Raw genomic sequence first — 26,975 nt, 5'->3', positions numbered from 1 at the left:
TCAAGGGTTGCCCGCCAGGCGTCTCCCCTGCCCTCAGGTCCGGGAGCCCTCCGCGTCCGGATCGATGCCGTACTCCTTGATCTTGTAGAGGAGCGCCCGGTGGCTGATGTCCAACACCTCCGCCGCCCGGGTGCGGTTGCCCTTCGTGCGCCGCAGCGCCGCCCGGATGTAGGACTCCTCCAGCTCCCGGATGGCGCGCTTGAGCGACAGGTCGCTCCCGGCCTGTAGCGGCGCGGCCGTCCCGGCCGGAGCGGGTGCGGAAGCCGCCCACAGCTTTTCCGGAAGGCTGCCGGGCGCGACGTGGGTGCCTTCCGCGAGCAGCACCGCGCGCTCCATGGCGTTCTCCAGTTCGCGCACGTTGCCCGGCCAGGCGTAGGCCGTCATCAGGGCCTCCGCCTCCGGGGTCAATCCCTCCACCGGTGGCTCGCGGTTGAGGTCGCGGTTGAAGCGCTGGATGAAGGCGTGGGCGAGCAGCGGGATGTCCTCGCGGCGCTCGCGCAGGGGCGGCAGGGTGAGGTTCACGACGTTGAGGCGGTAATAGAGGTCCTCGCGGAAGTCGCCCTGGGTCACCAGCTTGCCCAGGTCGCGCAGCGTGGCGGCCACCACGCGCACGTCCACGCGCTCCACGCGGCTTTCGCCCACCGGTCGGATCTCCCCCTCCTGCAGCACGCGCAAGAGCTTCACCTGCGCGCCCAGGGGCAGTTCGCCCACTTCGTCGAGGAAGAGCGTGCCGCCGTCGGCCTCCGCGAACAGGCCCCGGCGGGCGGTGCGAGCGTCGGTGAAGGCGCCCTTCGCGTGGCCGAACAGCTCGCTCTCCAGCAGGCCGTGAGGGATGGCGCCGCAGTTGACGGCGACGAAGGGCATGGCGGCGCGGCGGCTCTTTCCGTGCAGTTCGCGCGCGATGAGCTCCTTGCCCGTGCCGCTCTCCCCGGAGATGAGCACCGTGGTGTCCACGGGCGCCACGCGCGCCACCTGCTTGAGCACCGCATGGAGCGAGGCGCTGTGCCCCAGGATGTGGCCCCCGGAGGCGCCGGGGAGCCGGGCCTCGTGCAGCCGGCGGTTCTCGCGGACCAGCCGCTCGCGCTCCTCCGCCTTGCGCAGGACGAGGACGATCTCCTCCGGCTTGAAGGGCTTCTGGACGTAGTCGTAGGCGCCCGCCTGCACCGCCTCCAGCGCCTGCTCCTGGGAGCCGTACGCGCTCATCACGACCACGGTGAGGCCCGGCTGCTCCGCGAGCGCCGCCCGGAGCACCGACAACCCGTCGCGCTTGGGCATGCGCACGTCCGTCACCAGGACGTCATACGCGCGCGTGGCCAGCTCGCGCAGGGCTTCGTCCCCGTCGGCGACGGCGCGCACGTCATAGCCCTTGTCGGTGAGCACCAGGGTGAGGATGTGGCGGATGGACGGCTCGTCGTCGGCGACGAGGATGGTGCGGAAGAGGGGCATGGGGGATGCCCATCATATGCCGTCCGGGCCCGCCGTCAGGCCGCTGGCAGCGACAGCCGGAAGCACGCGCCGCCGCCCGCCCCGTCGCGCGCGTCCAGCCGGCCCCCCATGCCCTGGGCCAGGTTCAGTGACACCGCGAGTCCCAGGCCCGTGCCCTGCCGGCCCTTGGTGGTGAAGAACGGCTCGAAGAGGCGCGCGCGCACCTCCGGCGACAGGCCCGGGCCGCTGTCCTCCACCTCCACCAGCAGCAGCGCGTCCTCACGCCGGGTGGAGATGCGCACGCGCCCCTCGCCCCCCATGGCCTGGGCCGCGTTGAGCAGCAGGTTGATGAGGATCTGCGACAGCGGGCCTGGATCCGCGCGGGCCAGCAGGCCGGGCGTCACCTCCAGGGTCACGTCCACCCGGTCCAGCTCCGGCCCGGCGCGCACCAGCCGCACGCACGTCTCCACCACCTGCCCCACGTCCACCGGCCCGGGCTGGGTGCTGGCCGGACGGCCCAGGTCCAGCAGCCCCCGCACGATGCGGTCGATGCGGAGCACCTCGTGGTCGATGCGCTCCAGGAAGTCCGTCAGCTCCGGCTCCCGCGCCCTGGAGCGCGCCAGGGAGAGGTAGCCCAGGATGCCCGCCAGCGGGTTACCCACCTCGTGCGCCACGCCCGCGGCCAGCTTTCCCACCGTGGCCAGCCGCTCGGAGGCGACGAGCTCCGTCTGCGCCCGCGCGAGCCGGGCGTTGGCCTCGCGCAGTGCTTCCAGTTGCGCGCGCGTGAGGCCCTGCTCCTGGCGCAGCGCCTCCGCCATGCGCCGAAGCTCGCGCTGGATGCGCGACAGGAATGGCCCGCCCTGCTCGGGAAGCGGCACGTCCAGTTGCAGCCGGCCCAGCTGCTCCACGGACTTCTCCATGGCGCGCAGCGGGCGGCCCACCGCCAGGTCCAGCACGCCATAGGCCAGGACCGTCAACACCAGCAGATCCAGGCCCAGCGCCAGCGGCAGGAAGGCGCGGATCCGCGCCAGGCTCTCCATGTCCAGCGACCCAGGCAGCGCCAGCCTTCGCGCCGTGTCCAGCAGGCGGATGAGCACCGGCTGCAGGGTCAGCCACGACAGCCCCGTGGACAGCGAGCCCAGGAGGAAGGCCACGCTGGCGATGCGCCACTTCATCCCCGCACCGGCGCGGGGTTCTTCACCGCGTCCCCCCGAGCATCAGCGCCACGTCCAGGGGCAGCACGCGCGCGAGCAAGGGCCCCAGGAGCATCACCTCCAACCCCGCCAGGGCCAGCCACGGGCCAAAGGGGATGTTGGTGGGCCCGGGGACCCACTCCTCCTCCTCACCCGTTTCGTCCAGCTGCGCGTCCGGGATGGGCTGGAAGAGCAGGCACCAGGGGACGAGCACGACCCGCTTCCACAGGGGCAGACCGGGCTTCGTGAAGTCCCACGTCATCGTGGGCTCGGGCTCCCCTTCTTCCACCTTCGGAGCTTCCGCCGGAGCCGCCTCGGACGGGGTGAGAGGCGCGTCGGCCTGGGGATCCTGGGGAGCCTGGGAGGGAGCGGCAGGCGTGGCTTCCGCCTCCGGCGCGCCGCGAGGGCCCGCCCTTCCCGTGAGGACCAGGAGCGCCACGCCCACGATGGAGCCCTGCAGCGACGAGAAGAAGAGGATGCCCAGCAGCGCGTGCCAGCCCAGGAACGCGCCCAGCAGCGCGACGAGGAACTTGTCCCCGCCGCCCAGCGCCTCGCGCTTGAAGGCGCGCCAGCCCACGTACTCCATCAGCCGGAAGCCGAGGAAACCCACCGCCGCGCCCAGCACCGCCTGCCCCACCGCGCCCTCGCCCTGGGGAATGGCCAGCAGCACGCCGGCGGCGATGCCCGGCAGCGTCAGGGAGAACGGGAGGATCCAATGTTCCAGGTCGATGAAGGTGAGCGGCACCAGCAGGAACACCAGCACCAGCGCGGGCACCAGCTCATAGGTCCAGTCGAAGCGCTTGAGGCACGCGAGGAACAACAGCCCCGTGAGCAGCTCCACCAGGACGTAGCGCGGGGAGATGGGCATGCCGCAGCCGCGGCACTTCCCGCGCAGCCCCAGCCACGACAGGACGGGGATGTTCTCGTACCAGGCGAGCACGTGCCCGCACTTCGGGCAGCGGGAGCCGGGCCGCACGATGCTCAGGCCCTCCGGCACCCGCGCGATGACGACATTGAGGAACGAGCCGAAACACAGGCCGAGGATGAACAGGAAGAGGATGAAGAGGGGCTCGGCCCAGCCCGGCGCGTAGGTGAACGTCACGGAGCCGGAATCCTACCCGCCGCTTCCAGAGCTGGCGACTGCGCGATGGAGGACGAAAACCGTCAGCGTCAGTGACAAAAATTGGCAGGCCTACGGGTGATCCATCCCCTGCCCAGCCCGCCTGCCCTGGGAATCCCGGGGGTTGGGCGGATTGTTCGGCGTGGCACTCTTCGTGCTAAGTGTTCCCACGTCGTTCAACCCCCCTCTGCCCACTGCGGAGTCCCCAATCATGATGAACCGTCTCTTCCGGAAGAAGGGTGGCTTCACCCTCATCGAGCTGATGATCGTGGTCGCCATCATCGGCATCCTGGCCGCCATCGCCATCCCGAACTTCATGCGCTTCCAGGCGAAGTCGAAGCAGTCGGAGGCCAAGACCAACCTCAAGGCCCTCTACACCGCCCAGAAGGCGTACTTCGGCGAGAAGGACGCGTACCTCATCGACTTCAAGAAGCTGGGTTTCACGCCTGAGGCCGGCAACCGCTACAGCTACGGCCTGGCGACCGGTTGCAACGAGGCGGTGGCCGTCGCCGCCCGCACGTACACGATCGGCTGCATCGGCCAGGACGAGGCCCGCTTCAAGAACAAGCCGACGGTGGCCACCCTGGCGGTGGTAGCTGGCGTGACGCCAGCGAACAGCTGCCCCTCCTGCGATTTCAACGCGACGGCCACCGGCAACGTCGACAACGACGAAGAAGGCGACACGTGGGGCATCACCTCCTCGGCGACCACCATCGCCTTGGATGGTCTCTGCGGCAACGATCAGGACACCATCTCTGGTGGCGAGCCCGGCAACGCGTACAACGACGTCAGCTGCCCGTGATGTCCCTGGCCTCTGTCTGAACGAGGAGGCATGATTCAGCACGCGGGGCCTCCGGGAGGATTCCGGAGGTCCCGTTCGTTTTTTTCGAGGCCCATGCGCAAGCTGCCTGCCTTCCTGTTTCCTGTCGCCCTGCTCTGCGTCGTGTTGCTGGCGGCGCCCCCTGCCCCGACCCTCCGGGTGAACGACCGGCCGCTCCTGCCGCGCCCCGGGCTGCTGCGCGCGGTCTTCCGGGGACAGCTGGGGCTGGTGACCGACTACTTCTGGATCCTCACGCTCAACCGCATCGGCAGGTCCAAGACCCCTTCGGACTACCGGGACGTCTACGCCTACGCGGACCTGGCGACGGACCTGGATCCCAAGTTCGCGACGGTCTACTGGTTCGCGGGGACGACCATCCCCGTCCACCTGGGACGTGAGCAGTACGCCAACGTCGAGGAGTCCACGAAGCTGCTGCGCAAGGGGACCCGGAACGTGCCGGAGGACTCGCGCACGTGGTTCCAGCTTGCCTACAACCTGATGTTCTTCCACCGCGAGTACAAGGAAGCGGCGGACATCATCACGGAGCTGTCGCGCCGGAGGGATGCGCCGGCCTGGTACTCGGCGCTGGCCACGCGGCTGTATGCCCAGGCCGGCGATTTCGACACGGGCCTGTCCCTGGCGGTGATGATGCGAGACGGCGCCGAGGACGAAGAGACGCGCCAGACCTACGACCGCCGCGTCCGGGAAATCCTCCAGGAGCGCGTGCTCCAGCAGTTGGACGCGGAGGTGGCGCGCTACCGCACCCGGCACGGCCGCGCTCCCGCCACCGTGGAAGCACTGGTGGAGGATGGAGGGATGACCCGGCTGCCAGCGGATCCGTTGGGTGGCCGCTTCTTCATTGGACACGGCGGCCGGGTGTACTCGTCCGCCTCGGAGTTCCGCTTGCAGGTCATCTACGATGAGCGCACTCCCGAAGGAAAACGCATCCGCCCCAACGCCCAACCGGAGGGCATGGCTCCCAATGCAGACACCACACCCTGAAGCCCTTCCCATCCAGGCCCAGGGGCTCTCCAAGACGTACAAGGTCGGCTTCTGGCTCAACCGCACCGTGCGGGCGCTCCAGGGACTGGACCTCCAGGTGGGCCCCGGGCAGATCTACGGCCTGCTCGGCCCCAACGGCGCGGGCAAGTCCACCACCATCAAGATCCTGATGAACCTGGTGCGGCCCAGTGGCGGCACCGCGCTCTTGTACGGGCAGCCGGTGGACCACGCGGCCACCCGGCGGCTGGTGGGCTTCCTGCCGGAGAACCCGGCGCCCTACGAGTACCTCACCGGGCGGGAGTTCGTGACGCTGGCGGGACAGCTGTCCGGCTTGAGCGGCCAGGACCTGGACCGGCGGGTGACGGAGGTGATGGGCGCGGTGGAGATGGCGGGCGCGGAGAAGCTGCAGATCCGCCGCTACTCCAAGGGCATGGTGCAGCGCGTGGCGCTGGCGCAGGCGCTGGTGGGACGGCCGAAGCTGCTCATCCTGGACGAGCCGACGAGCGGCCTGGACCCGCTGGGCCGCCGGCAGATGCGCGACCTCATCCTCGCCGAGCGGGACCACGGCACGACGGTGCTGTTCTGCAGCCACATCATCCCGGACGTGGAAGCCCTGTGTGACCGCCTGGCGGTGCTGGTGGGCGGGCGGCGCGTGCGCGAAGGCAGCGTGCAGGAGCTGGTGTCCGCGCAGGTGCCCACCGTGGAGATGGTGGTGGAGAACCTGCCCCTGGAGAAGGTGAAGGAGCTGGGCGTGGTGCTGGAGTCCGCGCAGGCCCTGGACGGGCGCGTGCTCCTGCAGGTGTCGGACGCGGACAGCCAGCGGCTCCTGGGCGGGGTGCTGGGCGCGGGCGGTCGGGTGAACCGCATCCAGCCGGCGCGGTTCTCGCTGGAGCAGCTGTTCATGGACGCATTGAAGAACTCGGGCCGCGCGACGAGCGTGGGCGGGGAGATCAACACGTGAGCGCGTTCAGCGCGATGATGTGGAACGGTTTTCGCGAGGCGCGCCGCAACCGCGTGACGGTGGTGGTGGGCGTGTTCGCGGTCATCGTCCTGTTGTCCTCCACGCTGGTGACGGAGGTGACGGTCAGCACCTTCGACCGCGTGCTGACCGACTTCGGCCTGGGGATGATGAGCCTCATCCTGGCCTTCCTCGCCATCTTCCTGTCGTGCGGCCTGCTGAGCCGGGAGATCGAGCGGCGCACCATCTTCCTCATGGTGAGCAAGCCGGTGTCGCGCACGCAGTTCCTCCTGGCGCGCCTGGCGGGCACCATGCTGACGTTGGGCGTGGTGCTGGTGGCGATGACGCTCATCTTCCTGAGCCAGCTGCTGCTGTTCCGCACGCCCATCCACTCCACGCACCTGGTGGCGGCCGGGGCGATGTGGTTCGAGCTGCTCGTGCTCAGCAGCGCGGGCATCCTCTTCTCCAGCTTCTGCGGCCCCGCGGTGTCCTCCATCTGCACGACGGGCCTGTACTTCGCCGGGCACCTGGCGGGGGACCTGTATGAAATCTCCAGCTACTCGGAGAGCCAGCTGGTCCGCTGGATGGGCCGCACCATCTTCTACATGCTGCCCAACCTGGAGCGGATGAACTTCAAGCCCCAGGCCACGTACGCGCTGCCCGTCGACGCGACCACCCTGCTGTCCGCGGTGGGTTACGGGACGGCGTGGGCCGCGGTCTTCACCGCGCTGGCCATGTTCATCTTCGAGCGGCGCGACTTCCGCTGACGGGGGTCAGGGCCCGGGCTTCGCCGTGGATGGCGTGGACCGGGCCGCCGCCAACGCACGGCGCGCGGCCTCCAGGTCCGGCTTGAGGCGAAGCGCCTCCGTGAGGGCGGCCTCGGCCTCGCGGGGCCGGCCCAGCTGCAAAAGCGTGCGGCCCAGCTCCAGGTGCGAGTCCGCACGGGCCGGCTCCAGTTGGAGGGCCTCCCGGAAGCTCTCCACCGCCGCTTCCACCCGCCCTGCCCTGCGCAGCGTCAGCCCCAGGTTGTGGCGCGGGGTGGCGCTCCGGGGCTTGAGCCGGATGGCCGCCTCCAACTGGCGCACGGCGTCCTGGAAGCGCCCGGTCATCGCGTAGGCGACGGCCAGGTCGCTGCGCACGCGGTAGTTCCCGGGCAGCGCCGCCGCGGCGGTCTCCAGGTGGGGCACCGCTTCCGGTGCGCGCCGCACGTTCAGGTAGGCCGCGCCCAGCCACGCATGGGCTGACGGACGCTCGGGGACCTGCTCCACGGTTGTCTCCCACAGGGACACCTCGTCGTGCCACACGGGGATGCGCGACACCGTCAGCAGGACACAGGCGGCCAGCGCGCCCCCCGACGCGAGCGTCACGGCGCGCGCGCTTCCAGGCCAGCGCGTGAGCAGGGCCCGCAGCCCCACCGCCATGAGGAGCACGAAGCCCACCGACGGCAGGTAGAGGTAGCGCTCCGCGTAGGCCTCCACGCCGCGCGACTGGAGGGCGAGCACGGGCAACAGGGGCACGGCCAGCCAGACGCCACCGGCGAACACCGCGCCGTGCCGCCTTCGCACCGCCCATCCCAGCAGCGCCAGCAGGCCCACCGAGCACAGTCCCCCCAGGAGCACCGCGGGCTCCCACGGCGAGCGCACCCACGACGCGGGAGGCGCCGCCAGCAGCGGGTGTGGCCAGAGCAGCTTGCCGCCCAGTTCCGTCACCAACGCCAGCGCATCCGCCACGCTCGCGCCGCCATTCGACAGGCGCCGGGGATCCGTTGGCGCGGCCAGCCCCAGCGCGCTCAGCCGGAGGGCGGCGTACGCGCCCAGCGACACGAGCAGCGGGCCATGGCGGCGCGAGCGCTCGCGAAACCCCACGGGCGCCGATTGGGTGGCCCACTCGACGCTCCACAGGAGCACTGGCAGGACGATGGCGGTTTCCTTCAGGAGCAGGCCCGTGAGCCACGCGAGCGCCGCCAGCCATGTGCGCACGGCGGACACCGGCCCCGGGACGAGCAGCCGCACCGTCACGAGCAGGGCCACCGTGGCGGCCAGGTCCATCCAGCCGCTCACCCACACCACGGCCTCCGTATGAACTGGATGCACCGCGAAGAGGAGCGCGCCCGCGAGGGCCGCCCACCCGGACGCGTCCTCCCTGCCCTCGCCGCGCAGGCAGGTCCGGAGCAGCCGCCACACCAAGACGGACGCGCCCGCATGCGCGAGGAGCAGCAGCAGGTGGTAGCCCCACGAAGCGGTCCCGAAGACGGCGCGCAGCAGCCAGAACGTCACGTGCGCGAGCGGCCGGTAGTAGCCCGAGCCCAGCCCCGCGTCCGCGCCGTCGTCGACGAAGCCGAAGAGGGAGTGGCTGAACGCGGCCTGGAGGCCACCCACCGAACGCAGCCAGGGGTTCTCCAGCAGCAGAGGCACGTCGTCATAGACGAAGCCGTTGACGAGCGCCGGTGTGTGGACGAGCAGCGCCACGAGCACCACCAGGAGGACCTGGCGGGCGGGACGCGGGAGCAAGGAACGGGACGGAGCGGAATCCATGGCCGGGCGGCGTGGACCCTAACACCTCCCCACAGCGCCCCTTCGCGCACGACAAGGTCCCTGGACCCCAGGCCCGCCCGCCTTCCTGCCCGGAGCGACGGCGGGCCTTCCACCCCTGCCTGGGACGTGAGCCCGTCCCACCGTGGGGCTTGGTATGGTGCGCGCCACCTGGGAGCCCCTTGTGATGACGCCCGCGACGACTGAACCCTCCTGGCGGCCGAGCCCCCGCCTCCAGGCCCTGGGCGTGGTGCTCGCGGCGCTCGTCGTGTACGCGCCGGCGCTCGCCAACGGCTTCGTCTACGACGACTTCGCGCTGGTGGAGGCCAGCCCCTGGATCCGCTCGTCCGCGTGGCTGGGGGAGGTCTTCACCCAGCAGCTCTTCGGCTTCGTGCCGGCCGCCAGCGCGAGCGCCGCCTTCTACCGGCCGTTGATCCACGTGCTCCTGATGGGCGTCCACGCGGTGGCCGGGATGTCACCGGTGGCCTACCACCTGGTGCCCGTGGTGCTTCACGCGCTTGCATCCCTGGGCGTCTGGGCCCTGGCGCGGCGCCTGCTGCATGGCCAGTCCCCCGGCGCGGCGCTGGTGGCCGGCCTGCTCTTCGCGGTGCACCCGGTGCACGTGGAGGCCGTGGCGTGGGTGAGCGCACTCATGGACGTGTCCGCCACCACCGCGGGGCTGGCCATGCTGTGGCTCCTCACCGCGCGCCCGCTCGCGCCCGCCCGCGCGGTGGTGGGGGCCCTGATGTGGCTGGTGGCGCTGCTGTTCAAGGAAGTGGCCGTGATGCTTCCCGGCATGTTGCTCGTCTGGGAGGTCGCGGCGGGCACGTCGGACGCGGGCCGGTGGCGGGAGCGGGCCTGGCGCTACGGCCCCCTTGTCCTCGTCGCGGGCGCGTACGCCGCCCTCCGGCTGAACGCGGTGGGCTGGGCCACGGTGAACTCGGGCTGGGCGTCGGTCCCCGTGGGATGGGCGCTCCTCAACGCGCTGCCGCTGCTGGCCCACTACGCACGACTGCTCGCGCTGCCGGGAGGGCTGAGCGTCTTCCATCCCTTCGAGCCCACGACATCGCTGTTGGACGGGGAGCTCCTCGCCGGGCTCGGAGTGGCCATGGCGATCGTCACGGGCGGGGTGCTGGCGCACCGGCGTACTCGCGGCGCGTGGGTGGGGCTCTGCTGGACGCTACTGCCCCTGCTCCCCGCGCTTCACCTGCGGGCCCTGGGCGAGAGCGCGGTGTCCGAGCGCTACGCGTATCTGCCGTCGGTGGGTTTCTGTCTGCTGGTCGCCGCGGGCTGGAATGCCTGGGCCCGCCGGGAGGCGGCGTCATCACGCCCGTGGGTTCCCGCGCTCGTCGCCGGTGCCGTGCTCCTCGCGGCCACCGCGCGCTCCGGGGTCCAGGTGGGGGTCTGGCAGAACGAGGTCTCCCTGTGGGCGAACGCCGCGGAACTCCACCCCGACACCCCCACGCCGCACTACCAACTGGGCGCGGCGCTGCTGCGCGAGAACGAGGCGCAAGAGGCGCTGGGCCCGCTGGAGCACGCGGTGGTGCTCCGTCCCACGGATGCGCTCGCGGTGAGCACCTTCGCGCGCGCCCTCACCCGGTCGGGCCAGCCCGCACGCGCCCGCGAGTTGCTGGAGGCGGCCCTCCCCAGCAAACCGGAGCACGCCGGGTTCCACCTCGAGCTGGGAGAGGCCCTGCGGGCCCTGGGCGAGGATGAAGCCGCGGCGCGCGCCTTCCGGCAGGCAGCGACCCTCGCGCCTGGAACCGCCGCCGCGTGGCGGGGCCTGGGAGAGACGCTGCTCCGCCTGGGCCGCGCGAAGGAGGCGGTGGAGCCGCTGGAGAAGGCCCGCGCCCTGTCCCCGGACAGCCCGGCCGTGCTCCAGGCGCTGGCCCGCGCCCACCATGCGCTGGGAGATGAAGCCCGGGCCCTGGAGCACGAGACCGCGGCGGCCCGCGCGGGCGCTTCCAAGCCCTGATGCCCGGCCCCCGGCCCCGCCCTGGCGGCGCACCGGAGCGAGGGGGCATGGACGCACGGGCCTTTCCGGGCGGCGGGTGACCAGCCGCCCGGACATGAGTCCCCGGCAACGCCCTGCCGGCGGCGGAGCGCTCGGGTATGGTGCCCCGGCGACGGGAGCCCGCCCGTCCTGTCGCGGACGACGCCACCCACATGAGCGACACGCCTTCTTCCTCTTCCCTCCGCACGCGATTGCTCCTGCTGCTGCTCAGCGTGTGCGGCGTCGCACTGCCGAGTCTGGCCGTGACCATCCCGCCGCTCTGCGACCTGCCCCAGCACCTGGGCCAGGTCCGGTTGCTGCTGGAGGCCCTTCACGACCCGAGTGGGGCGTACCGCATCCAGCCGCTGACGCCCTACTGGGGTTCGAACGTGGTGCTGCTGCCGCTGTGGCTGACCCTGCCCGTACGGTGGTTGGGGAGCGCGTCGGTGCTGGCGCTGGGGGCGCTCTTCGCCGCGGCGGTGCACTGGCTGGCCTGGCGCCGGAACCACTCGCCCGAGGCCGCCGTGCTCGGCTCCCTCTTCTTCTTCAGCCAGGTGCTGTACTGGGGGTTCACCCCGCTGCTCGCCGGCTGGCCCGTCTACGTGGTGTGGTTGCACTTCATCCAATCCCCCCGGGCCACCACCCCGAGAGGGGTGCTGCCGTTCCTGCTGGGGGCGGCGCTGCTCTACTGGTTCCACGCCCTCTGGTTCGCGATGGGCATGTTCACCCTGGCGCTGAACTGGGCCCGGACCCGGCCGGGTTGGAAGACCGTCCTGCTCCAGGGTTCGGCCGTGACGCCCGTGGGGCTGTTCGCGCTGTGGTGGTTCTCCCAGCTGTCAAAGCGGGGCTTCACCTCTCCCATCTTCTACGAGCGCGACTTCTGGGTGCGCATCTCCCCCGTGCGCTTCGTCAGCGCGGCCTTTGGCGGGATGCGCGACTCCGTGGAGGGGCCCGTCTTCATCCTCATCGTCCTGTGGATGGGCTTGGGGCTGTGGCAGCACCGCAAGGAGCTGCGCCGCCTGGTGGATTGGGCGCTCGTGGTTCCGGGCCTGTTCATGCTGGCCCTCTCCCTGGTGCTGCCCGACCTGGCCCAGAACACCATCCTCATGGCCGAGCGCTGGGTGCCCTTCGCCATGGCCCTGCTGGTGCTCGCGGTCCCCGCGCCCCGGCTTCCCGTGCAGGCGCTGCGCGCGTGGTCCGCGGCGGCCATGCTGCTGCTGACGGGCTTCACCACGCTGGTCTGGCGCGCCTTCGAGGAGCAGGACCTGTCCGGACTGGAGGCCGCCGTGGACGCCGTGCCGGAGGGCGCCCGCGTCCTGGGGCTCGACTACCTGCGGGGAAGCCGGATCATCGAGGGACGCCCCTTCCTGCAGACCTTCGCGTGGACGTACGTGTGGCGCGGGGCGAGCAACAACTTCTCCTTCTCCTGGTTCGCGCCCAGCCCGGTGGTCCTCCGCCGCCTGCGCGCGCCGCCCTGGACCCAGGGCCTGGAGTGGAACGCGCGCGCTGTCCGGCCGGAGCGGGATTTCCGCTCCTTCGAATACGCCCTGGTGGGCCTGCCTGACGGCGACCATGAAGGCCTGCCCCAGCACCTCCCGCTGGAGCCCGTCACGCACGAGGGCCGGTGGCGGCTGTACCGGACCGCCCTTCCCGCCCCACCGCCCGCCCCCGCGCAGGTCGCTCCCACGCCGAAACCGTGACGCCCGGCGGCCTCGTCCTGACTAGGGGCCGCCCTCCACGAGCGGGACCGGCGATGCGCACCTGAAGCGGAAGGTCCGTCCCCGGATTTCGTAGAGGCCCGTCCCTTCCGCGCAGGAGAACAGGGCGTGACGCTGCATGGCCGCGAAGCGCGTCACCGTGTAGGGCGTGGAGGGCTGGAACACGCGCGGAGGGGGCCACGGGCGGCTGGCCTCGGAGCGGATCCCCGACCACAGGGGCACGACCTCCAGGTGCGTGGGTGGGTGCGCGTCCAGGTAGCCCTGCGCATCCGGGCCCAGCATGCCGGGCGTGTTGAGTCCCAGCGTGTCCACCACGAAGGCCTGGCCGAAGTAGCGCACCGCTCCGGCATCCGTCACCCAGACCACCGCCTCGGGAGGAGCGCTCGCCAGGGCGCGGCCCAGCGCCACCTGCGTATCGTCGATGTTGTGGGCGTCGTTGGTCAGCCGCTCCAGGCGGTGTGGCAGCCCCAGGGCACAGGCCAGCGCCGGAAGCAGGGCGAGGGCCGCCACCGCCGGGCGCCCCAGGGACGGAACGCGCGCCTGGAGCCACCCTCCTCCCAGCACCAGGAAGGGCGCGATGAGCAGGGGCAGCGCGGGCAGCGCGTAGCGCTGGTGGTAGAAGACGGAAGGGTCGATGGGCGGGATGAGCTTGAAGGACACCGCGCAGAAGAGGAGCCCGGACACGGCGGCGGCGGCGGCCAGCCGCGAAGGTGCCGAAACCTCCGCGCGCACGAGCTCCACGATGGCGAGCACCGCCAGCACGACCAGTACCGGCAACACAGTGAAGGTGAGCCCCGGAAGCAGCTCCCCGAAGCCCAACGCCTGCGCCATCCAGAGGCTCGGGCCGCCCGAGCCCACCTTCGCGTAGAACGTGGCGGTCAGCGGCCGGCCCGACGCCGCGAGGTTCCACAAGGACAGCAGGCCAAAGGACGCGAACGTCCCCGCCGCCGCGGCGACGAGGTACGGCACGGGGGCCCGCCAGGAACGGCGGCCGCGCACGAGCAGCAGCACCGGCAGCGTGAACGCGAGCACGGGCAGCTCCGGGCGGCAGAGCGGCGCGGCCACGCTGACGAGCCCGAACGCCAGCGGCGAGCGCGCGCCCAGGCAGAGCACCAGACCCCACGCGGCCAGGGTGGCCAGGGGCACCTCCATCCCGCTGACGCTGGCCGCCACCAGGTCCGGATGCACCAGGACCGCCAGCGCGCCTCCCAGCGCCCAGGCCACGCTGGCCCGGCGCAGCGCGAGGAACGCGGCCACGCAGGAGAGCAGGTGGAGGACGAAGCCGGTGAGCTTCACCAGCAGCACGCGCGTCGCCACGTCAGCGGATAGCAGGTGCGCGGGCGCGAGCACCACGGCCCACAGAGGGGAGGTCTCCCCGGTGGCCGGGACGCCCGGGTTGTAGCTGAGCCCCGCGCCGCTCGCGAAGGCGCGGGCGTACACGGCGTGGATCCACGCGTCGTCAACGGGGAAGCCGCGGACCGTCAGGTACTCCGGCGAGAACCAGGCCCAGAGTCCCAGCAGGGCCAGCCCCGTCCCGACGAGCGCGCCCACCGCGCCCCACGGGCGGCCAGCGCCAGCAGGCACCGTCCCGGGGCCCTCCTCAACCGACACGGGACCCGCCCGGCTCGTCCAGTTCTTCCGTGAGGCCGTGCTTCGCCAACCGGTAGCGGAAGGAGCGGAAGGACAGGCCCAGCAGCTCCGCGGCGCGCGTCTTCACGCCCTGGGACTGCTTGAGCGCGGCCAAGAGGTGCCGCCGCTCGTTTTCGTCCAGGTGGCGCTCCAGGTTGAAGCCCGAGCCCAGCGAAGGCTCGCCGCTGTCGCCCGGGCGGCTCTGGGGCTCCGACTCACCGCGCACCGCGGGCGGCAGCGTCCCCGGCCCCAGCAGCTCCGAGTCCGACAGCGTGGCCGCGCGCTCCACCATGTTCTGCAGCTGGCGCACGTTGCCCGGGAACGCATAGCGCTCCATCAACACCAGCGTCTCCGGCGCGAAGCGCAGGGCCGGCCGGCCCAGCTCCTCCGCCAGCCGCGCCAGGAAGTGCGTGGCGAGCGGCGGGATGTCCTCCGGCCGCTCGCGCAGCGGGGGCAACTCCAGCGTGATGACGTTGAGCCGGTAGAAGAGGTCCTCGCGGAAGCGGCCCGCCTTCACCTCCGCCTCCAGCCGGCGGTTGGTGGCCGCGATGACGCGCGCCTGGAAGGGAATCTCCGCCGCGCTGCCCACCGGCTTCACCTTGCGCTCCTGCAGCACGCGCAACAGCTTCACCTGCGTGGCGAGCGGCATCTCGCCCACCTCGTCCAGCATCACCGTGCCCTCGGCCGCGGACACCAGCAGGCCCGGCCGCTCATGCGTGGCGCCCGTGAAGGACCCCTTCATGTGGCCGAACAACTCGCTCTCCAGCACGCCTTCATTGAGGGCGCCGCAGTTGAAGGGGAGGAAGGGCTGGGCGGCGCGCTGGCCGCGCAGGTGGATGGCACGAGCCACCAGCTCCTTGCCGGTGCCGCTCTCCCCCGTCACCAGCACCGTGCTGCGGCCCGGCGCCACCTTCTCCACCAGCTGCCACAGGGCGCGCATGCGGGCGCTCGTCCCCACCAGCAACCCACCCAGGCCGGGCAACAGCCGCGACTTGAGCGTGAGGTTCTCCTGGCGCAGCGCGCGCTTCTCCAGCGCCTTGTGCACCAGCAGCCGCAGCTCCTCGTTGTCGAAGGGCTTGCAGATGTAGTCGTAGGCGCCCTCGCGCATGGCCTCCACCGCGGAGGACGGCGTGCCGAAGGCGGTGATGAGCACCACCTCCGGCGGCTCCTTGCGCGAGCGCGCCGTGCGCAGCACGTCCAGGCCGCTGCCCTGGCCCAGCTTCATGTCGGAGATGACCAGGTCCACCTGGTCCTTCTCCAGCATGGCGCGCGCGGTCTCCACGGAGGGCACGCTCGTCACGGCGTAGCCTTCCCGCACGAGGAGGATCTCCAGGTACTCGCGCATGGACAGCTCGTCGTCCACCACCAGCACGTGGCCGCGCGACCCACCGTCATGAGGGAGCGGCGCCGTCACAGGGGCAGCCCCACGAGGAACTCGGTGCCTTCAGCGGGATTGGACGTCACGCGGATGGTGCCTCCGTGCGCGTGGATGATGGAGTGCGCGGTGGACAGGCCCAGCCCGGTGCCACCGTTGCGGGTCGTGAAGAACGGCTCGAACAGGTGTCCCATCATCTCCTCCGTGATGCTTCCCGCCGAGTCCCACACGCGAATCTGCGCTTCCTTGTCCGCGCGCGCCAGCGCCACCCGGACGGTTCCCTTTGGACCCGCCGCCTGGATGCCATTGCGCACCAGGTTGAGGAGCACCTGACGCAGCTGGTCCGGATCCACCGGCGCCGTCAGCGCGTCCAACAGGCGCACCTCCAGTTGCACTTCGCGTGAAAGCGGATCCGCGCGGAGCATGTCCACCGTCTCCGACAGCAGCGTGTCCAGGGCCACCGGCCGGCGCTGCGGCTCGGGTGGGCGCGCGAAGCGCAGGAAGTCCTCCACCAGCCGCGCCAGCCGGTCCGCCTCGCGCGTGAGGATGCCGGTGAGCTTCGTCACCACCACGTCACTGGACGGGTCCTGGGCCAGCAGCTGCGCGGAGCCGCGCATGGCGGCCAGCGGGTTGCGGATTTCATGCGCCAGCTGCGCGGACAGCGCGCCCAGGCTGGCCAGGCGGTCCGTGCGCTTCAAGTCCTCCTCCATGCGCCGCAGCTCCGTGAGGTCCTGGAAGACGATGAGCAGCGAGCCCGCCTCGCCTTCCAGGGGCGACACGGACAGCCCCAGCACCCGCTGGCCCCCGGGCGTCTTCACCCGCAGCTCACCCCGGGTGGCGCGCGGCGCCAGCACGGACACGCCCGGCAGGAGCTTCTCCAGCGGCTGGCCCACGCACGCGCTGTCCGTGACCTGGAGGATGCCGCAGGCCGCGGTGTTGAGGAAGGTGACGCGCCGCCCGGCGTCGCAGGTGACGAGCCCCGACGGCATGGAGGACAGGATGAGCTGCTGCAGCCGCCCCAGCCGGCGCAGGTCCGCCTCGCTCTGGGACAGCGCGCCGCCCGTGGCGGACAGCTGGCGCGACAGGTAGCCGGACAGCACGGCGATGAGGCCCAGCGCCAGCACGTTGCTGCCCAGCACGAAGAGCACCCGCGAGGGCGCCATCGCCGGGGCGTCCGCCGGCAGGGTGAGCCGCATGACCAGCAGCAGCCCGGTGAAGGCCAGCGAGGACACGACCGCGGCCCACAGCGCGCCGCGCCTGTCCAACACCACCGCCGCGCCAATGACGGCCAGGCTGTAGAGGAACGTCAGCGGCGACTCCGCGCCGCCGCTCAGGAACACCAGGCCGGTGGCGATGATGACGTCGCCCACCACCTGCACCACGGCGTCCAGGCGCCCCGCGGTGCCCCGGCGCAAGCGCAGGCCCGTCACCACCGTGAGGACGTAGGCCGCCGCGATGACCCCGAACGACAGCGAGTCCGCGCGGCTGGGCTCCTGCGCGGGCTGGGTCGCCAGCCGGACCACCGTCACGACGAGCGACAGGCTCGCCGCGACGGTGCGGAACAACACCAGCCACACCAGACGCGAGCGCAGCCCGGGGGCCACGCCGCGCATCAGCCTTCCACCGCCCGCGCTACTTGATGGCGCCGGCAAGCGAGAAGATGGGCAGGTACATGGCGATGAGGAAGCCGCCGACCACGCCGCCCAGGAACACCATGAGGAGCGGTTCGATCATCGAGGTGAGGGCGCTGACCGCCGTGTCGACCTCGTCGTCGTAGAAGTCGGCGATCTTGTTGAGCATGGTGTCCATGGCGCCCGTCGCCTCGCCGACGCCAATCATCTGCACCACCATGGACGGGAACACCTTCGTCTCCAGGAGCGGGCCCGCGATGTTCTTGCCCTCGGCGATCTTCCCGCGCACGTAGTAGATGGCCTCTTCCACCGTGCGGTTACCGGCCGTCTTCGCCGTCACGTCCAGCGCGTCCAGGATGGGCACACCGGAGGAGATCATCGTGCCCAGCGTGCGCGTGAAGCGCGCCACGGCCACCTTGCGGAGCACGTCGCCGAACAGGGGCAACTTGAGGAAGACCTTGTCCCAGAACTTGCGGCCCTTGGGCTGGCGGTAGCTCCAGGAGAAGGAGAACACCACCGCCGCGATGCCGACCACGGTGTGGATGAAGTACGCCTGGGCGAACTTCGACATGTCCACGACCACCTGGGTGGGCCCGGGCAGCTTGGAGTTGAAGTCCGCGAACATCTTCTCGAAGACGGGCGTCACCTTGAGCAGCAGCAGCGCCGTCACGCCGATGGCCACCAGGATGACCACCGACGGGTAGGTCATGGCGCTCTTGACCTTGGCCTTCAGCTTCTCGCTCTTCTCACGGTAGGCGGCGAGCCGGTTGAGGATGGTGTCGAGGATACCGCCCACCTCGCCTGCGGCGCACAGCTGCACGTAGAGCTCGTCGAAGATCTTGGGGTGCTCCTTCAGCGCGTCCGCGAAGGTGCTGCCCTGCTCCACCTTGCCCTTGATGGCGAACACCACCTTCTTGAAGGCGGGGTTGTCCATCTGGCTGGCGAGGATGTCCAGGCACTGCACCAGCGGCAGGCCGGCGTCGATCATCGTCGCGAACTGACGGGTGAAGATGAGGATGTCCTTGCCCGTCACCCCGCCCATGCCGGGCAGGGAGATGGCCCCGTCGAGGGCGCCCTTCTTGCGCACCTTCGTCGGGTTGAGGCCGAGCGACTTGAGGCGCGCGTTGACGGCCTCGATGTCCGGGGCCTCCATCTCGCCCTTCTTGTTCTCCCCGCTCTTGGTCTTCGCCTCCCAGAGGAACTGGGCACTGTTCTTCTTGGACGCTGTCGCCTTCTGTTGCACTGCGGGTGCTGCCATGACGGGACCTCCGGGGAGGGCGAGGAGTCTAACCTGTGATTTTCATGCCCCAAAACTAACGGGCACCCGCTCCCCCGGCCGGCCGCTGGGCTCCGCCCGTTCCACCCCCCGAGGCGAGGATGTTGCGCAGCTCCTCCGGGTCGGAAGAACGGCCGAAGGCCTCGTCCTGGGAGATGACCCGGCGCGCCAGAAGGGCGGCCAGCGCCTGGTTGAACGTCTGCATGCCGTACTTCGCCTGGCCCACCTGCATGGACGAGTAGATCTGGTGGACCTTGTCCTCGCGGATGAGGTTCCGGATGGCGGGGTTGGGCACCATGACCTCCAGGGCCAGCACGCGGCCCGGCCCGCCCACCTTGGAGACGAGCGCCTGGCTCATCACGCCCTCCAGCACGAAGGACATCTGGGCGCGCACCTGGGGCTGCTGGTACGGCGGGAAGACGTCCAGCACGCGGTTGATGGTCTGCACCGCGCTGTTGGTGTGCAGCGTCGCGTAGCAGATGTGGCCCGTCTCCGCGATGGTGAGCGCCGCCTCGATGGTCTCCAGGTCTCGGAGCTCACCGACCAGCACGATGTCCGGGTCCTGGCGGAGGATGTACTTGAGGGCCGTCTTGAAGTTGCGCGTGTCCGCACCGACCTCGCGCTGGTTCACCAGGCAGTTCTTGTGCGGGTGCAGGTACTCGATGGGGTCCTCGATGGTCATGATGTGCTCATGACGCTCGGTGTTGATCTTGTCGATCATCGAGGCCAGCGTGGTGGACTTGCCGGAGCCCGTGGGGCCCGTCACCAGGATGAGGCCGCGCGGCTTCTTCACCAGCTCCGCCACCACCGGCGGCAGGCCCAGCTCCTGGAACGTCAGGATCTTGAAGGGAATCGTGCGGAACGCACCGGCGACGGCGCCGCGCTGCATGAAGATGTTCGCGCGGAAGCGCGACAGGCCCTTCACGCCGAACGACAGGTCCAGCTCGTTCTCCTCCTCGAACTTGTGCTTCTGGGCGTCCGTGAGGATGGAGTAGCAGAGCTGCTTGGTCTCCACGGGCGTGAGCGGCGCCGTCTTGAGCGGGACGAGCTCACCGTCCACGCGGAGCTGCGGCGGCGAGCCGGTGGTGATGTGGAGGTCGGAAGAGCCCTTCTCGACCATCGCCTTGAGGAGCTGGTGCAGGTTGGCCACGGATGCGTGTCCTGTCGGGGGAAAAGTGGTGGAGGAAGGGGGTGACTAGAAGCGGTCCGGCGCGGTGTTGCCCACGACCTCTTCGAGCGTCGTCATGCCGTCCATGAGCTTCTTGAGCGCGCTCATGCGCAGGCTGCTCATGCCCAGGCGGATGGCCTCCTGCTTGAGCTCCGCGGCGGAGGCGCCGTTGATGACCAGCTCCTTGAGGCCGTCCCAGAAGGGCATGACCTCGTAGATGGCCACGCGGCCGCGGTAGCCGCGGTCGTTGCACTCGCGGCAGCCGACCTTCTCGTACATGGTGAAGGTGCCCATCTTGTCCGGCGGGATGCCCGCGTCGATGAGGGCCTGTTCGTCCACCTTCTCCGCGGGGCGCTTGCACGCGGGGCACAGGCGGCGCGCCAGACGCTGGGCGAGGATGAGGTTGAGCGACGCCGTCACGAGGAACGGCTCGATGCCCATGTTGAGCAGACGGCTCACCGTGCCAGGGGCGTCGTTGGTGTGCAGCGTGGAGAGCACCAGGTGGCCCGTGAGCGCCGCCTTCACGCCGATTTCCGCCGTCTCGAAGTCGCGGATCTCACCGATCATGATGATGTCGGGGTCCTGGCGGAGGAAGGAGCGCAGGCCGGCCGCGAAGTTCAGGCCGATGTCTTCATGCATCTGCACCTGGTTGATGCCGGCGAAGTTGAATTCGACCGGGTCCTCCGCGGTGCAGATGTTGGTGCCCACGTCGTTGAGGCTGGAGAGCGCCGAGTACAGCGTCGTCGTCTTGCCGGAGCCCGTGGGGCCCGTCACCAGCACCATGCCGTAGGGCCGGTCGATGGCCTCCTTGAACCAGGCCAGGGGCGTCGCGTCGAAGCCCAGCTTGGTCATGTCGAGCTGCAGGTTGCTCTTGTCGAGCAAGCGCATCACGACCTTCTCGCCGAAGAGCGTGGGGCACACGCTCACGCGGAAGTCCATCTCCTTGCCGCCGCCGATCTTGATCTTGATGCGGCCGTCCTGCGGCAGGCGGCGTTCGGAGATGTCCAGCGACGCCATGATTTTGAGACGGCTGGTGATGGCGTTGCGCAGCTTCATGGGCGGGCGCATCACCTCGTACATCACGCCGTCGATGCGGAAGCGGACCCGGAAGTCCTTCTCGTACGGCTCGATGTGGATGTCGGACGCGCGCTTCTTGATGGCGTCCATGAGGATGAGGTTCACCAGCTTGACCACGGGCGCGTCATCCGCGGCCTTGGCCATCTCATCCACGTTCTCCTGCTCCTCCTTGGCGACCTCGATGTCGTCGCCCACGTCGCCGACGATGTCCTCCAGCGAGGGGCCCTTCTCCGCGTAGTAGCGCTCGATGGCTTCGCGGATGGAGATTTCGGACGCGACGACGGCTTCGATGTTGTAGCCGGTGAGGAACTTCAGGTCGTCCACCGCGAAGATGTTGGACGGGTCGCACATGGCCACGATGAGGGACGGGCCCGCGCGGTTGACCGGGATCACCAGGTGCTTCTCGGCCACTTCCTTGGGCACGAGCTTGATGATGTCCGGATCAATGTCGAAGTCCTTCAGGTTGATGGCCGGGACGCCGTACTGCTTCGACAGGAAGTCGGTGAGCTTCGACTCCTCGATGGCGCCCGTCTTGATGAGCGCCGTGCCGATGCGCGCACCACTCTTCTGCTGCTCCTCCTGCGCCTTGCGGAGTTGCTGGACGGAGATGAGGTTCTCGCGCACCAGCAATTCACCGAGTCGACCGGACATTTCTGGGATGCCTCTTTGAACGTGAGGAGGGAACAGCCAGAGCCCCGGCTGTCAGCGGGACCCGCGGGGGGAATGAGGCCATGCTACAGGGGCCTGAAGCCCTGGCACGGATCCTCCCGGATTAGAGGAAACCGATGCGCGGCCTGTCAAGGCGCCCTGGCGTGCTCCCTTGCTGTCCGGAGCCCTCTTCTGGAGGGCGTTACAGACCCTACCCGTCGCCGCGGGCCACCACGGTGCGGGCGGCCTCCACGTCGCGCTTGATTTGACCCACCAACTCTGCGGCGGAACCAAATCGTTGCTCGGGCCGCAGCCGCTCCAGGAACTGCACCCGCAGCTCCTTGCCGTAGAGGTCGCCGGTGAAGTCCAGGAGGTGCGCCTCGATGGTGACCTCCGTGCCGCCAAAGGTGGGCTTCACGCCGATGTTGGCCGCCCCCGGCCGCCAGGGCCCCTCCGCTTCCGCCAGGAGGCGCACGCGGATGGCGTACACGCCGGGCGCGGGCCGCAGCTCGTTCTGCGTGTCCACGTTGGCGGTGGGAAAGCCGATGGTGCGCCCCCGGCCCGCGCCGGACACCACCGTGCCATCCAGGTCGAACGGGCGGCCGAGCAGGCGCCTGGCCGCGCCCACCCTGCCCTCCAGGATGTACTCGCGGATCCGCGACGAGGACGCGACGACGCCGTCCACGTTCACCGGCTGCACCACGTGCACCCGGGCGCCCCGCTTCGCCGCCGCGTCGCGCAGCGTGGTGACGGTGCCGGCGCGCTGGGCGCCGTAGGTGTAGTCGCTGCCCACGACGACGTGGCCCACGCCCAGCGTGTCGAAGAGGGCGGCCTCGAAGTCCTGCGGCGTGGAGCGCGCGTAGTCGCGGGTGAAGGGCTGCACCACCCCGTGGGACAGGCCGCACGCGGCGAGCAGCTCCAGCTTGCGCGGCAGGAGCGTAATCAGCTTGGGCGCCAGGTCCGGCTGGAGCACCTTGCCCGGGTGGGGCTGGAAGGTGAGCGCGTTCGCGGGGCCGAGGCGAAGCGCTTCCGCGAAGAGGGCCTGGTGGCCCACGTGCACGCCGTCGAAGTTGCCCAGCGCGAGGGCCTGCCCCTGAAGCTGGCGGCCCGCCTCGGACACGGACTGGAAGACCTTCATGGCCCTTCCCTATACCACCCCTCGCGCTTTTGCCCTGGCCAACCCACGCGGCTCCATGGTTAGAGGCCCCCCGTTCCCGCCATGCGCCCTGCCCTGCTCCCTGAACCGGTCGGCCTCAAGTTCGTCCCCCTGGAAGCGCCCCCGGACTGGGAAGCGGAGTTCGGCTTCACGGGGCCGCTGGAGCTGGAGATCGGCTCCGGGGCGGGTGGGCACGCGCTGGAGTACTGCCGCCGCAACCCCGGCGTGCGCTTCGTGGCCTTCGAGTGGCGCAAGAAGTACGCGCGCGACACGCAAATGCGCGCGGAGAAGGCGGGCCTGAAGAACCTGCGCGTCGTCGAATCCGACGCGCGCTTCGTGGTGCCGCGCATCTTCGCGCCCGGGTCCCTGGACGTCATCCACCTGCAGTTCCCCGACCCGTGGTGGAAGCGCTCGCACGCCAAGCGGGCCGTCGTGCAGCCCGATTTCGCGAAGGTGATGCTGGGGCTGCTCAAGCCCGGTGGCCGCTTCGACATGCGCACCGACGTGCAGGACCGCGGGGTGGCCATGCTGGGCATCCTGGAGTCGGCGGGCTTCCACAACCCGCTGGGCGCCGGGGTGTTCCACCCGTACGACCCGGAGGAGGTGCCCTCCACCCGTGAGCGGCGCTACCTGTCATCCGGGGAGCCTGTGTACCGCGCACGCCTGGTGAAATCCGCGCCGTAGCCCGCACCGGACCTGTCTGGCCCTGGACGCCCGGCGGCCGCGTGTCCGCGGGTGCCCGCGAGGGCCCTTGGCAGCGCCCTCCACCCGGAGGAGAATCCACCCACGGGGTTTCTGCCCCAGGGGACACTCGCGACGTCGGGCCACGACCGCATCCTGTTGGGGGGTGGGCGCCTCATGCCGGAAGCCGAAAGGAAACGGATGCCGGAGGGCGTGCGCAGGAGCGGACCCGCCAACGACTTCTCCGGGCGCACCGTGCTCATCGTGGATGATGATCCGGCGCAGATCCGCCACGTGCGCGAGGGCCTGGCCCCGCACGGCTACGTCTTCAAGGAAGCGCTGGACGGGACGCAGGCGCTGTCCGCCATCCGCGCGGGCCGGCCGGACCTCATCGTGATGGACGTGGAGATGCCGGGCCTGGGCGGCGTGGAGGTGTGCCGCATCGTCAAGGCGAACGCGGGCGAGGGCGGCTTCGGCTTCATCCCCGTCATCCTGATGACCGCCCGGCAGGCGGCGGGCAAGGTGGAGGGGCTGGAGCTGGGCGCGGACGACTACCTGGTGAAGCCCTTCGACATGCTGGAGCTGGGCGCGCGCGTGAAGTCCATGCTGCGGCTCAAGGCGCTGCAGGACGCGCTCCTGGAGAAGAACCGCGAGCTGGAGTGGGCCAACCGCGAGCTGGACCGCCGCCGGCAGGAGCTGCTCGCGCTCAGCCGCACGGACGCGCTCACGGGCCTGTACAACCGGCGCTACTTCGAGGAGCGGCTGAGCGAGGAGTTCATGCGCTCGCGCCGGTACCGCTCTCCCCTGTCGCTGGTGATGCTGGACATCGACCACTTCAAGCGCATCAACGACACGTTCGGCCACCCCTTCGGGGACGAGGTGCTGCGCGCGGTGGCGCACACGGCGCGCGCCACGCTGCGGGAGGTGGACCTGCTGGCCCGCTACGGCGGCGAGGAGTTCATTGCCCTGCTGCCGGAGGCGGCCCCCCAGGACGCGTTGCGGGCGTGCGAGCGTGTGCGCGAGGCGATTGAGCGGCTGGAGCTGACGTGGAAGTCGCCGGACGGAATGTCGCAGGAGGTGAAGCTGACCGCGTCGCTGGGCGTGGCGACGGTGCCCGCGGACGACCTGCCGGGCACGGAGGCCCTGCTGCGCGCGGCGGACACGAGCCTGTATTCCGCCAAGGGAACGGGGCGCAATCGCGTCCACCAGCACGCGGCGTGACACACCTCCCGCTTCCCCACGGCGGCGGTTTGACCTAAATCGGAGGCCCCATGCGCCCGCTCGCGATGACGACCTGGCTGCTGTTCGCCTTCCTAGCCCTGAGCGGCTGCAGCCGATTGCAGCCGGACACCCCCGTGGGGGCCTACCAGACGTTCCACCGGCACGTGCAGCGCGGAGAGCTGCCCAAGGCGTACGCGGGGCTGTCACAACAGACCCAGCAGGTCCTGAAGACGCGGGCGCAGCAGGTGAGCGACGCGTCCGGGGGCATGGTGAAGCCGGAGCCGCTCCCGCTGTTCTTCGCGAATGTCCCGGTGCCGGCGGATGTTCAGGAGGTTTCGCTGCTCCGGCAGGAGGGCGACGTGGCGACCTTGGTGGTGCGCTCGGCGGGAAGGTCGGGCGAGGTCCGGATGGTGAGGGAACCGTCCGGGTGGAAGGTGGACTTTTCAGCATCCCCCCAGCCGTGAGCCCGGGCATGCCCGGACCGCGCGCATCAGGTAACGTACAACCGTGAACGACAGGAAGACACGGCGGGTGCTCCCCGCAGTCGAAGTCATCCGGAGACCGGGCTCGACGCCCGGTGGCCCGGTGACGCCGTCCTCGACTGCCCCCACCCCCTCCCCCACGCCGAGGCCCACGCCCCGGCCCACGCCGGTGGCGCCCTCCGCCCCGGTGGCCCCCTCCCCCTCCAGTGCGGAAGGCGCTCCGCGCGCGGCGACGCCGGCCCCCCGCCCCTCACCGGGCGTGGCGCCCGCGCCCCGGCCGAGCGGCCTATCCCCCACGCCCCGGCCGTCCGCGTCCGTGGCGCCGCCCGCTCCCCCGCCCCGCCCGGCTCCGGGCTCGGCGGGCGAGGCAGGCACGGCGACGGCTGCCCCCTCGGCGCCGCCCCGGCCGGCCGGTGCACCAGCGCCAGGCTTCACGCCGGGGGCTGCGTCACGTCCGCCTCCCCGGGGTCCCGGGATGGGTGGGCCCCCTCGCGCGGGTGGGCCTCCGGGCCGCTTCGCGCCGCGCCCCGGCCCCCCGCGCCCGCCGCCCACACCGGAGCAGATCCTGTCGCTGGCCACGCGCGAGCACGTGCCGGCGCGCATCGCCAAGGGTGAGCTGGAAGGGAAGATGAAGGCGCGCATCTGGCGCAAGCTGCACGCCGAGGAGGCGAAGCGCTTCGACCAGGTCTACGAGCTGATGGGCCAGACGCCGGGCCTGTCGCTGGGAGACGCGTTCGGCATCCTCCAGAGCGGCCTCACCGTGCAGGAGTTCATGGCACGCAAGGAGCGCAGCCAGCGCAAGGCGGCCATCAAGCAGGCGCGCGGCCAGGTGGACAACGCGCTCGTCGCGGACTTCCTGGGCGCCTTCATCGAGCAGAAGACCGAGCTGTCCGTGGTGCTGGCGGAGCGGTCGCTGCTGGACACGCTGCTGGCGGAGGAGGCCATCGCCTTCACCTTCGAGCGCACGGGCCGTCTGGAGAAGCTCCAGGTGGTGCTCATCGCGCGCAGGGGTGACTGGGAGCGGCTGATGCCGACCCTGGAGCGCGACGCGAAGCTCACGCAGAAGCCGGCGCAGGTGGCGCGGCAGCCGGACAAGCGCCCCTACTCCGACCCCCGGCCGTTCCTGCCGCACATCGGGCAGACGGTGAAGCTGGTGCTGCGCAACGGCATCACGGTGGAGGCGCCGCTGTTGCGCGTGGGCCGCTTCGACGTGCTGCTGGGCGAGCCCGGGCACGAGCTGTTCGTCCCGCTGCACGCGCTCCTGCGCTTCGAAGCGCCCCCGGCCCCCCCCGAGGATGCTTCCGACGACGAGGCCGGTTCAGAGCCCGACGCCGAGGGCTGAAAGCGGCTCGCGGTGTCGTTACTTCCGGGCGGCCCTGCCTTCAGTGGCGGGCCGCCCGTGTCCTTCCTCCCCCTGGAGACTCCATCCATGCGCCCCTTCTTCTCCCGCATCATCAAGCCCTGGCTCGCGCTCACCGCGGCGGCGGTCCTCGCGGGGGCGTCCCAGCAGGCGTGCACGAAGGAGTCCTCCGCGAAGGAGCCGGGCACGCCCGCCGCGCAGGAGGTGGGACGGCGGGAGAACGGCGTGCACGTGGTGGACCTGGCCGTCACGGAGAAGGGCTATGAGCCCTCGCCGGTGCAGCTCAAGAAGGGCGAGCCGGTGAAGCTGGTGGTGACGCGCAAGACGGACCTGACGTGCGCCACCGAGCTCGTGATGGACGAGTACAAAATCGACACGAAGCTGCCCCTGAACACGCCGGTGGACATCACCTTCACGCCGAACCAGTCCGGGACGCTGAGGTACGGCTGCGCGATGGGGAAGATGATCGCCGGTACGTTCGTGGTGGACTGAAGTCCTCGGACTCCTCCGT

At 70.7% G+C, this 26,975-nt stretch carries 22 protein-coding genes; 11 read left to right on the top strand and 11 right to left on the bottom strand.

The window, feature by feature from the left end; all coding sequences use genetic code 11:
- Positions 1–33: 33 nt before the first annotated feature.
- The 3 genes from D7Y04_RS22630 to D7Y04_RS22620 are packed head-to-tail and all read right to left on the bottom strand — an operon-like array spanning position 34 to position 3,720.
- A complete protein-coding gene (locus D7Y04_RS22630) occupies positions 34–1,446 on the bottom strand; it encodes a sigma-54 dependent transcriptional regulator (RefSeq protein WP_121760676.1) in 1,413 nt (470 codons plus the stop codon).
- A 35-nt stretch (positions 1,447–1,481) separates the two neighbouring features.
- Entirely contained in the window at positions 1,482–2,600 is a 1,119-nt protein-coding gene (locus tag D7Y04_RS22625) for a sensor histidine kinase (RefSeq protein ID WP_121760675.1), read from the bottom strand.
- Positions 2,601–2,622: 22 nt separating this feature from the next.
- The gene (locus D7Y04_RS22620) at positions 2,623–3,720 is read right to left on the bottom strand and encodes an A24 family peptidase (protein WP_120597154.1); all 1,098 of its coding nucleotides are present in this window, start codon (positions 3,718–3,720) and stop codon (positions 2,623–2,625) included.
- A 229-nt stretch (positions 3,721–3,949) separates the two neighbouring features.
- Between D7Y04_RS22620 and D7Y04_RS22615 the strand changes: the two genes are divergently transcribed.
- From D7Y04_RS22615 to D7Y04_RS22600, 4 genes are all read left to right on the top strand, one after another.
- On the top strand, positions 3,950–4,540 hold the full coding sequence (locus tag D7Y04_RS22615; protein WP_121760674.1) for a type IV pilin protein: 591 nt from the start codon (positions 3,950–3,952) through the stop codon (positions 4,538–4,540).
- A 93-nt stretch (positions 4,541–4,633) separates the two neighbouring features.
- On the top strand, positions 4,634–5,560 hold the full coding sequence (locus D7Y04_RS22610) for a pilus assembly protein PilG (protein ID WP_120597152.1): 927 nt from the start codon (positions 4,634–4,636) through the stop codon (positions 5,558–5,560).
- Complete coding sequence (locus D7Y04_RS22605; RefSeq protein ID WP_120597151.1) at positions 5,541–6,521, top strand: ABC transporter ATP-binding protein; 981 nt, start codon at positions 5,541–5,543, stop codon at positions 6,519–6,521. Before D7Y04_RS22610 ends, D7Y04_RS22605 begins: the two co-directional genes overlap by 20 nt.
- Positions 6,518–7,285, top strand: coding sequence for an ABC transporter permease (locus D7Y04_RS22600; RefSeq protein ID WP_120597150.1), 768 nt, complete (start codon positions 6,518–6,520; stop codon positions 7,283–7,285). The genes D7Y04_RS22605 and D7Y04_RS22600 overlap by 4 nt, the downstream gene beginning before the upstream one ends.
- A gap of 6 nt (positions 7,286–7,291) precedes the next feature.
- On the opposite strand, the gene D7Y04_RS22595 is transcribed toward D7Y04_RS22600, so the two are convergent.
- Positions 7,292–9,052 (bottom strand): tetratricopeptide repeat protein, encoded by a 1,761-nt coding sequence (locus D7Y04_RS22595; protein ID WP_121760673.1) that lies wholly within the window; start codon positions 9,050–9,052, stop codon positions 7,292–7,294.
- 184 nt (positions 9,053–9,236) lie between these two features.
- On the opposite strand from D7Y04_RS22595, the gene D7Y04_RS22590 reads away from it, so the two are divergent.
- Both D7Y04_RS22590 and D7Y04_RS22585 read left to right on the top strand, forming a co-directional pair.
- Complete coding sequence (locus D7Y04_RS22590; RefSeq protein WP_158627577.1) at positions 9,237–11,024, top strand: tetratricopeptide repeat protein; 1,788 nt, start codon at positions 9,237–9,239, stop codon at positions 11,022–11,024.
- Positions 11,025–11,215: 191 nt separating this feature from the next.
- Positions 11,216–12,742, top strand: coding sequence for a hypothetical protein (locus D7Y04_RS22585; protein ID WP_147477179.1), 1,527 nt, complete (start codon positions 11,216–11,218; stop codon positions 12,740–12,742).
- A gap of 21 nt (positions 12,743–12,763) precedes the next feature.
- Here D7Y04_RS22585 and D7Y04_RS22580 read toward each other — a convergent pair whose 3' ends face one another.
- The 7 genes from D7Y04_RS22580 to D7Y04_RS22550 form a co-directional block, all read right to left on the bottom strand.
- Positions 12,764–14,344 carry a hypothetical protein gene (locus D7Y04_RS22580; protein WP_147477178.1) on the bottom strand — a complete coding sequence of 527 codons (1,581 nt, stop codon included), beginning with the start codon at positions 14,342–14,344 and terminating at the stop codon, positions 12,764–12,766.
- A gap of 16 nt (positions 14,345–14,360) precedes the next feature.
- The gene (locus tag D7Y04_RS22575) at positions 14,361–15,755 is read right to left on the bottom strand and encodes a sigma-54 dependent transcriptional regulator (protein WP_121760779.1); all 1,395 of its coding nucleotides are present in this window, start codon (positions 15,753–15,755) and stop codon (positions 14,361–14,363) included.
- Between the two features lie 44 nt (positions 15,756–15,799).
- Positions 15,800–17,377 (bottom strand): nitrogen regulation protein NR(II), encoded by a 1,578-nt coding sequence (locus tag D7Y04_RS22570; protein WP_171808519.1) that lies wholly within the window; start codon positions 17,375–17,377, stop codon positions 15,800–15,802.
- 19 nt (positions 17,378–17,396) lie between these two features.
- Positions 17,397–18,653 carry a type II secretion system F family protein gene (locus D7Y04_RS22565; protein WP_121760669.1) on the bottom strand — a complete coding sequence of 419 codons (1,257 nt, stop codon included), beginning with the start codon at positions 18,651–18,653 and terminating at the stop codon, positions 17,397–17,399.
- A gap of 55 nt (positions 18,654–18,708) precedes the next feature.
- On the bottom strand, positions 18,709–19,821 hold the full coding sequence (locus tag D7Y04_RS22560; RefSeq protein WP_120580214.1) for a type IV pilus twitching motility protein PilT: 1,113 nt from the start codon (positions 19,819–19,821) through the stop codon (positions 18,709–18,711).
- Positions 19,822–19,866: 45 nt separating this feature from the next.
- Complete coding sequence (pilB, locus tag D7Y04_RS22555; protein ID WP_120598398.1) at positions 19,867–21,567, bottom strand: type IV-A pilus assembly ATPase PilB; 1,701 nt, start codon at positions 21,565–21,567, stop codon at positions 19,867–19,869.
- Positions 21,568–21,775: 208 nt separating this feature from the next.
- Positions 21,776–22,702 (bottom strand): bifunctional riboflavin kinase/FAD synthetase, encoded by a 927-nt coding sequence (locus tag D7Y04_RS22550; RefSeq protein ID WP_121760668.1) that lies wholly within the window; start codon positions 22,700–22,702, stop codon positions 21,776–21,778.
- Between the two features lie 81 nt (positions 22,703–22,783).
- On the opposite strand from D7Y04_RS22550, the gene D7Y04_RS22545 reads away from it, so the two are divergent.
- The 5 genes from D7Y04_RS22545 to D7Y04_RS22525 all read left to right on the top strand — a co-directional run bounded on the left by D7Y04_RS22545 (position 22,784) and on the right by D7Y04_RS22525 (position 26,956).
- Entirely contained in the window at positions 22,784–23,404 is a 621-nt protein-coding gene (locus D7Y04_RS22545; RefSeq protein ID WP_120598400.1) for a tRNA (guanosine(46)-N(7))-methyltransferase TrmB, read from the top strand.
- Positions 23,405–23,578: 174 nt separating this feature from the next.
- On the top strand, positions 23,579–24,622 hold the full coding sequence (locus D7Y04_RS22540; protein ID WP_120598401.1) for a diguanylate cyclase: 1,044 nt from the start codon (positions 23,579–23,581) through the stop codon (positions 24,620–24,622).
- A 50-nt stretch (positions 24,623–24,672) separates the two neighbouring features.
- A complete protein-coding gene (locus D7Y04_RS22535) occupies positions 24,673–25,086 on the top strand; it encodes a hypothetical protein (protein ID WP_120580209.1) in 414 nt (137 codons plus the stop codon).
- A 493-nt stretch (positions 25,087–25,579) separates the two neighbouring features.
- The gene (locus tag D7Y04_RS22530; protein ID WP_304988635.1) at positions 25,580–26,446 is read left to right on the top strand and encodes a hypothetical protein; all 867 of its coding nucleotides are present in this window, start codon (positions 25,580–25,582) and stop codon (positions 26,444–26,446) included.
- A gap of 87 nt (positions 26,447–26,533) precedes the next feature.
- On the top strand, positions 26,534–26,956 hold the full coding sequence (locus D7Y04_RS22525; protein ID WP_121760666.1) for a cupredoxin domain-containing protein: 423 nt from the start codon (positions 26,534–26,536) through the stop codon (positions 26,954–26,956).
- The last annotated feature ends 19 nt before the right edge of the window (positions 26,957–26,975 follow it).

The organism is Corallococcus sp. AB038B (assembly GCF_003668955.1).
GTDB lineage: Bacteria > Myxococcota > Myxococcia > Myxococcales > Myxococcaceae > Corallococcus > Corallococcus exiguus.
The sequence above is the reverse complement of the archived record's forward strand: the minus strand, read 5'-3'. Positions and strand labels throughout refer to the sequence as shown.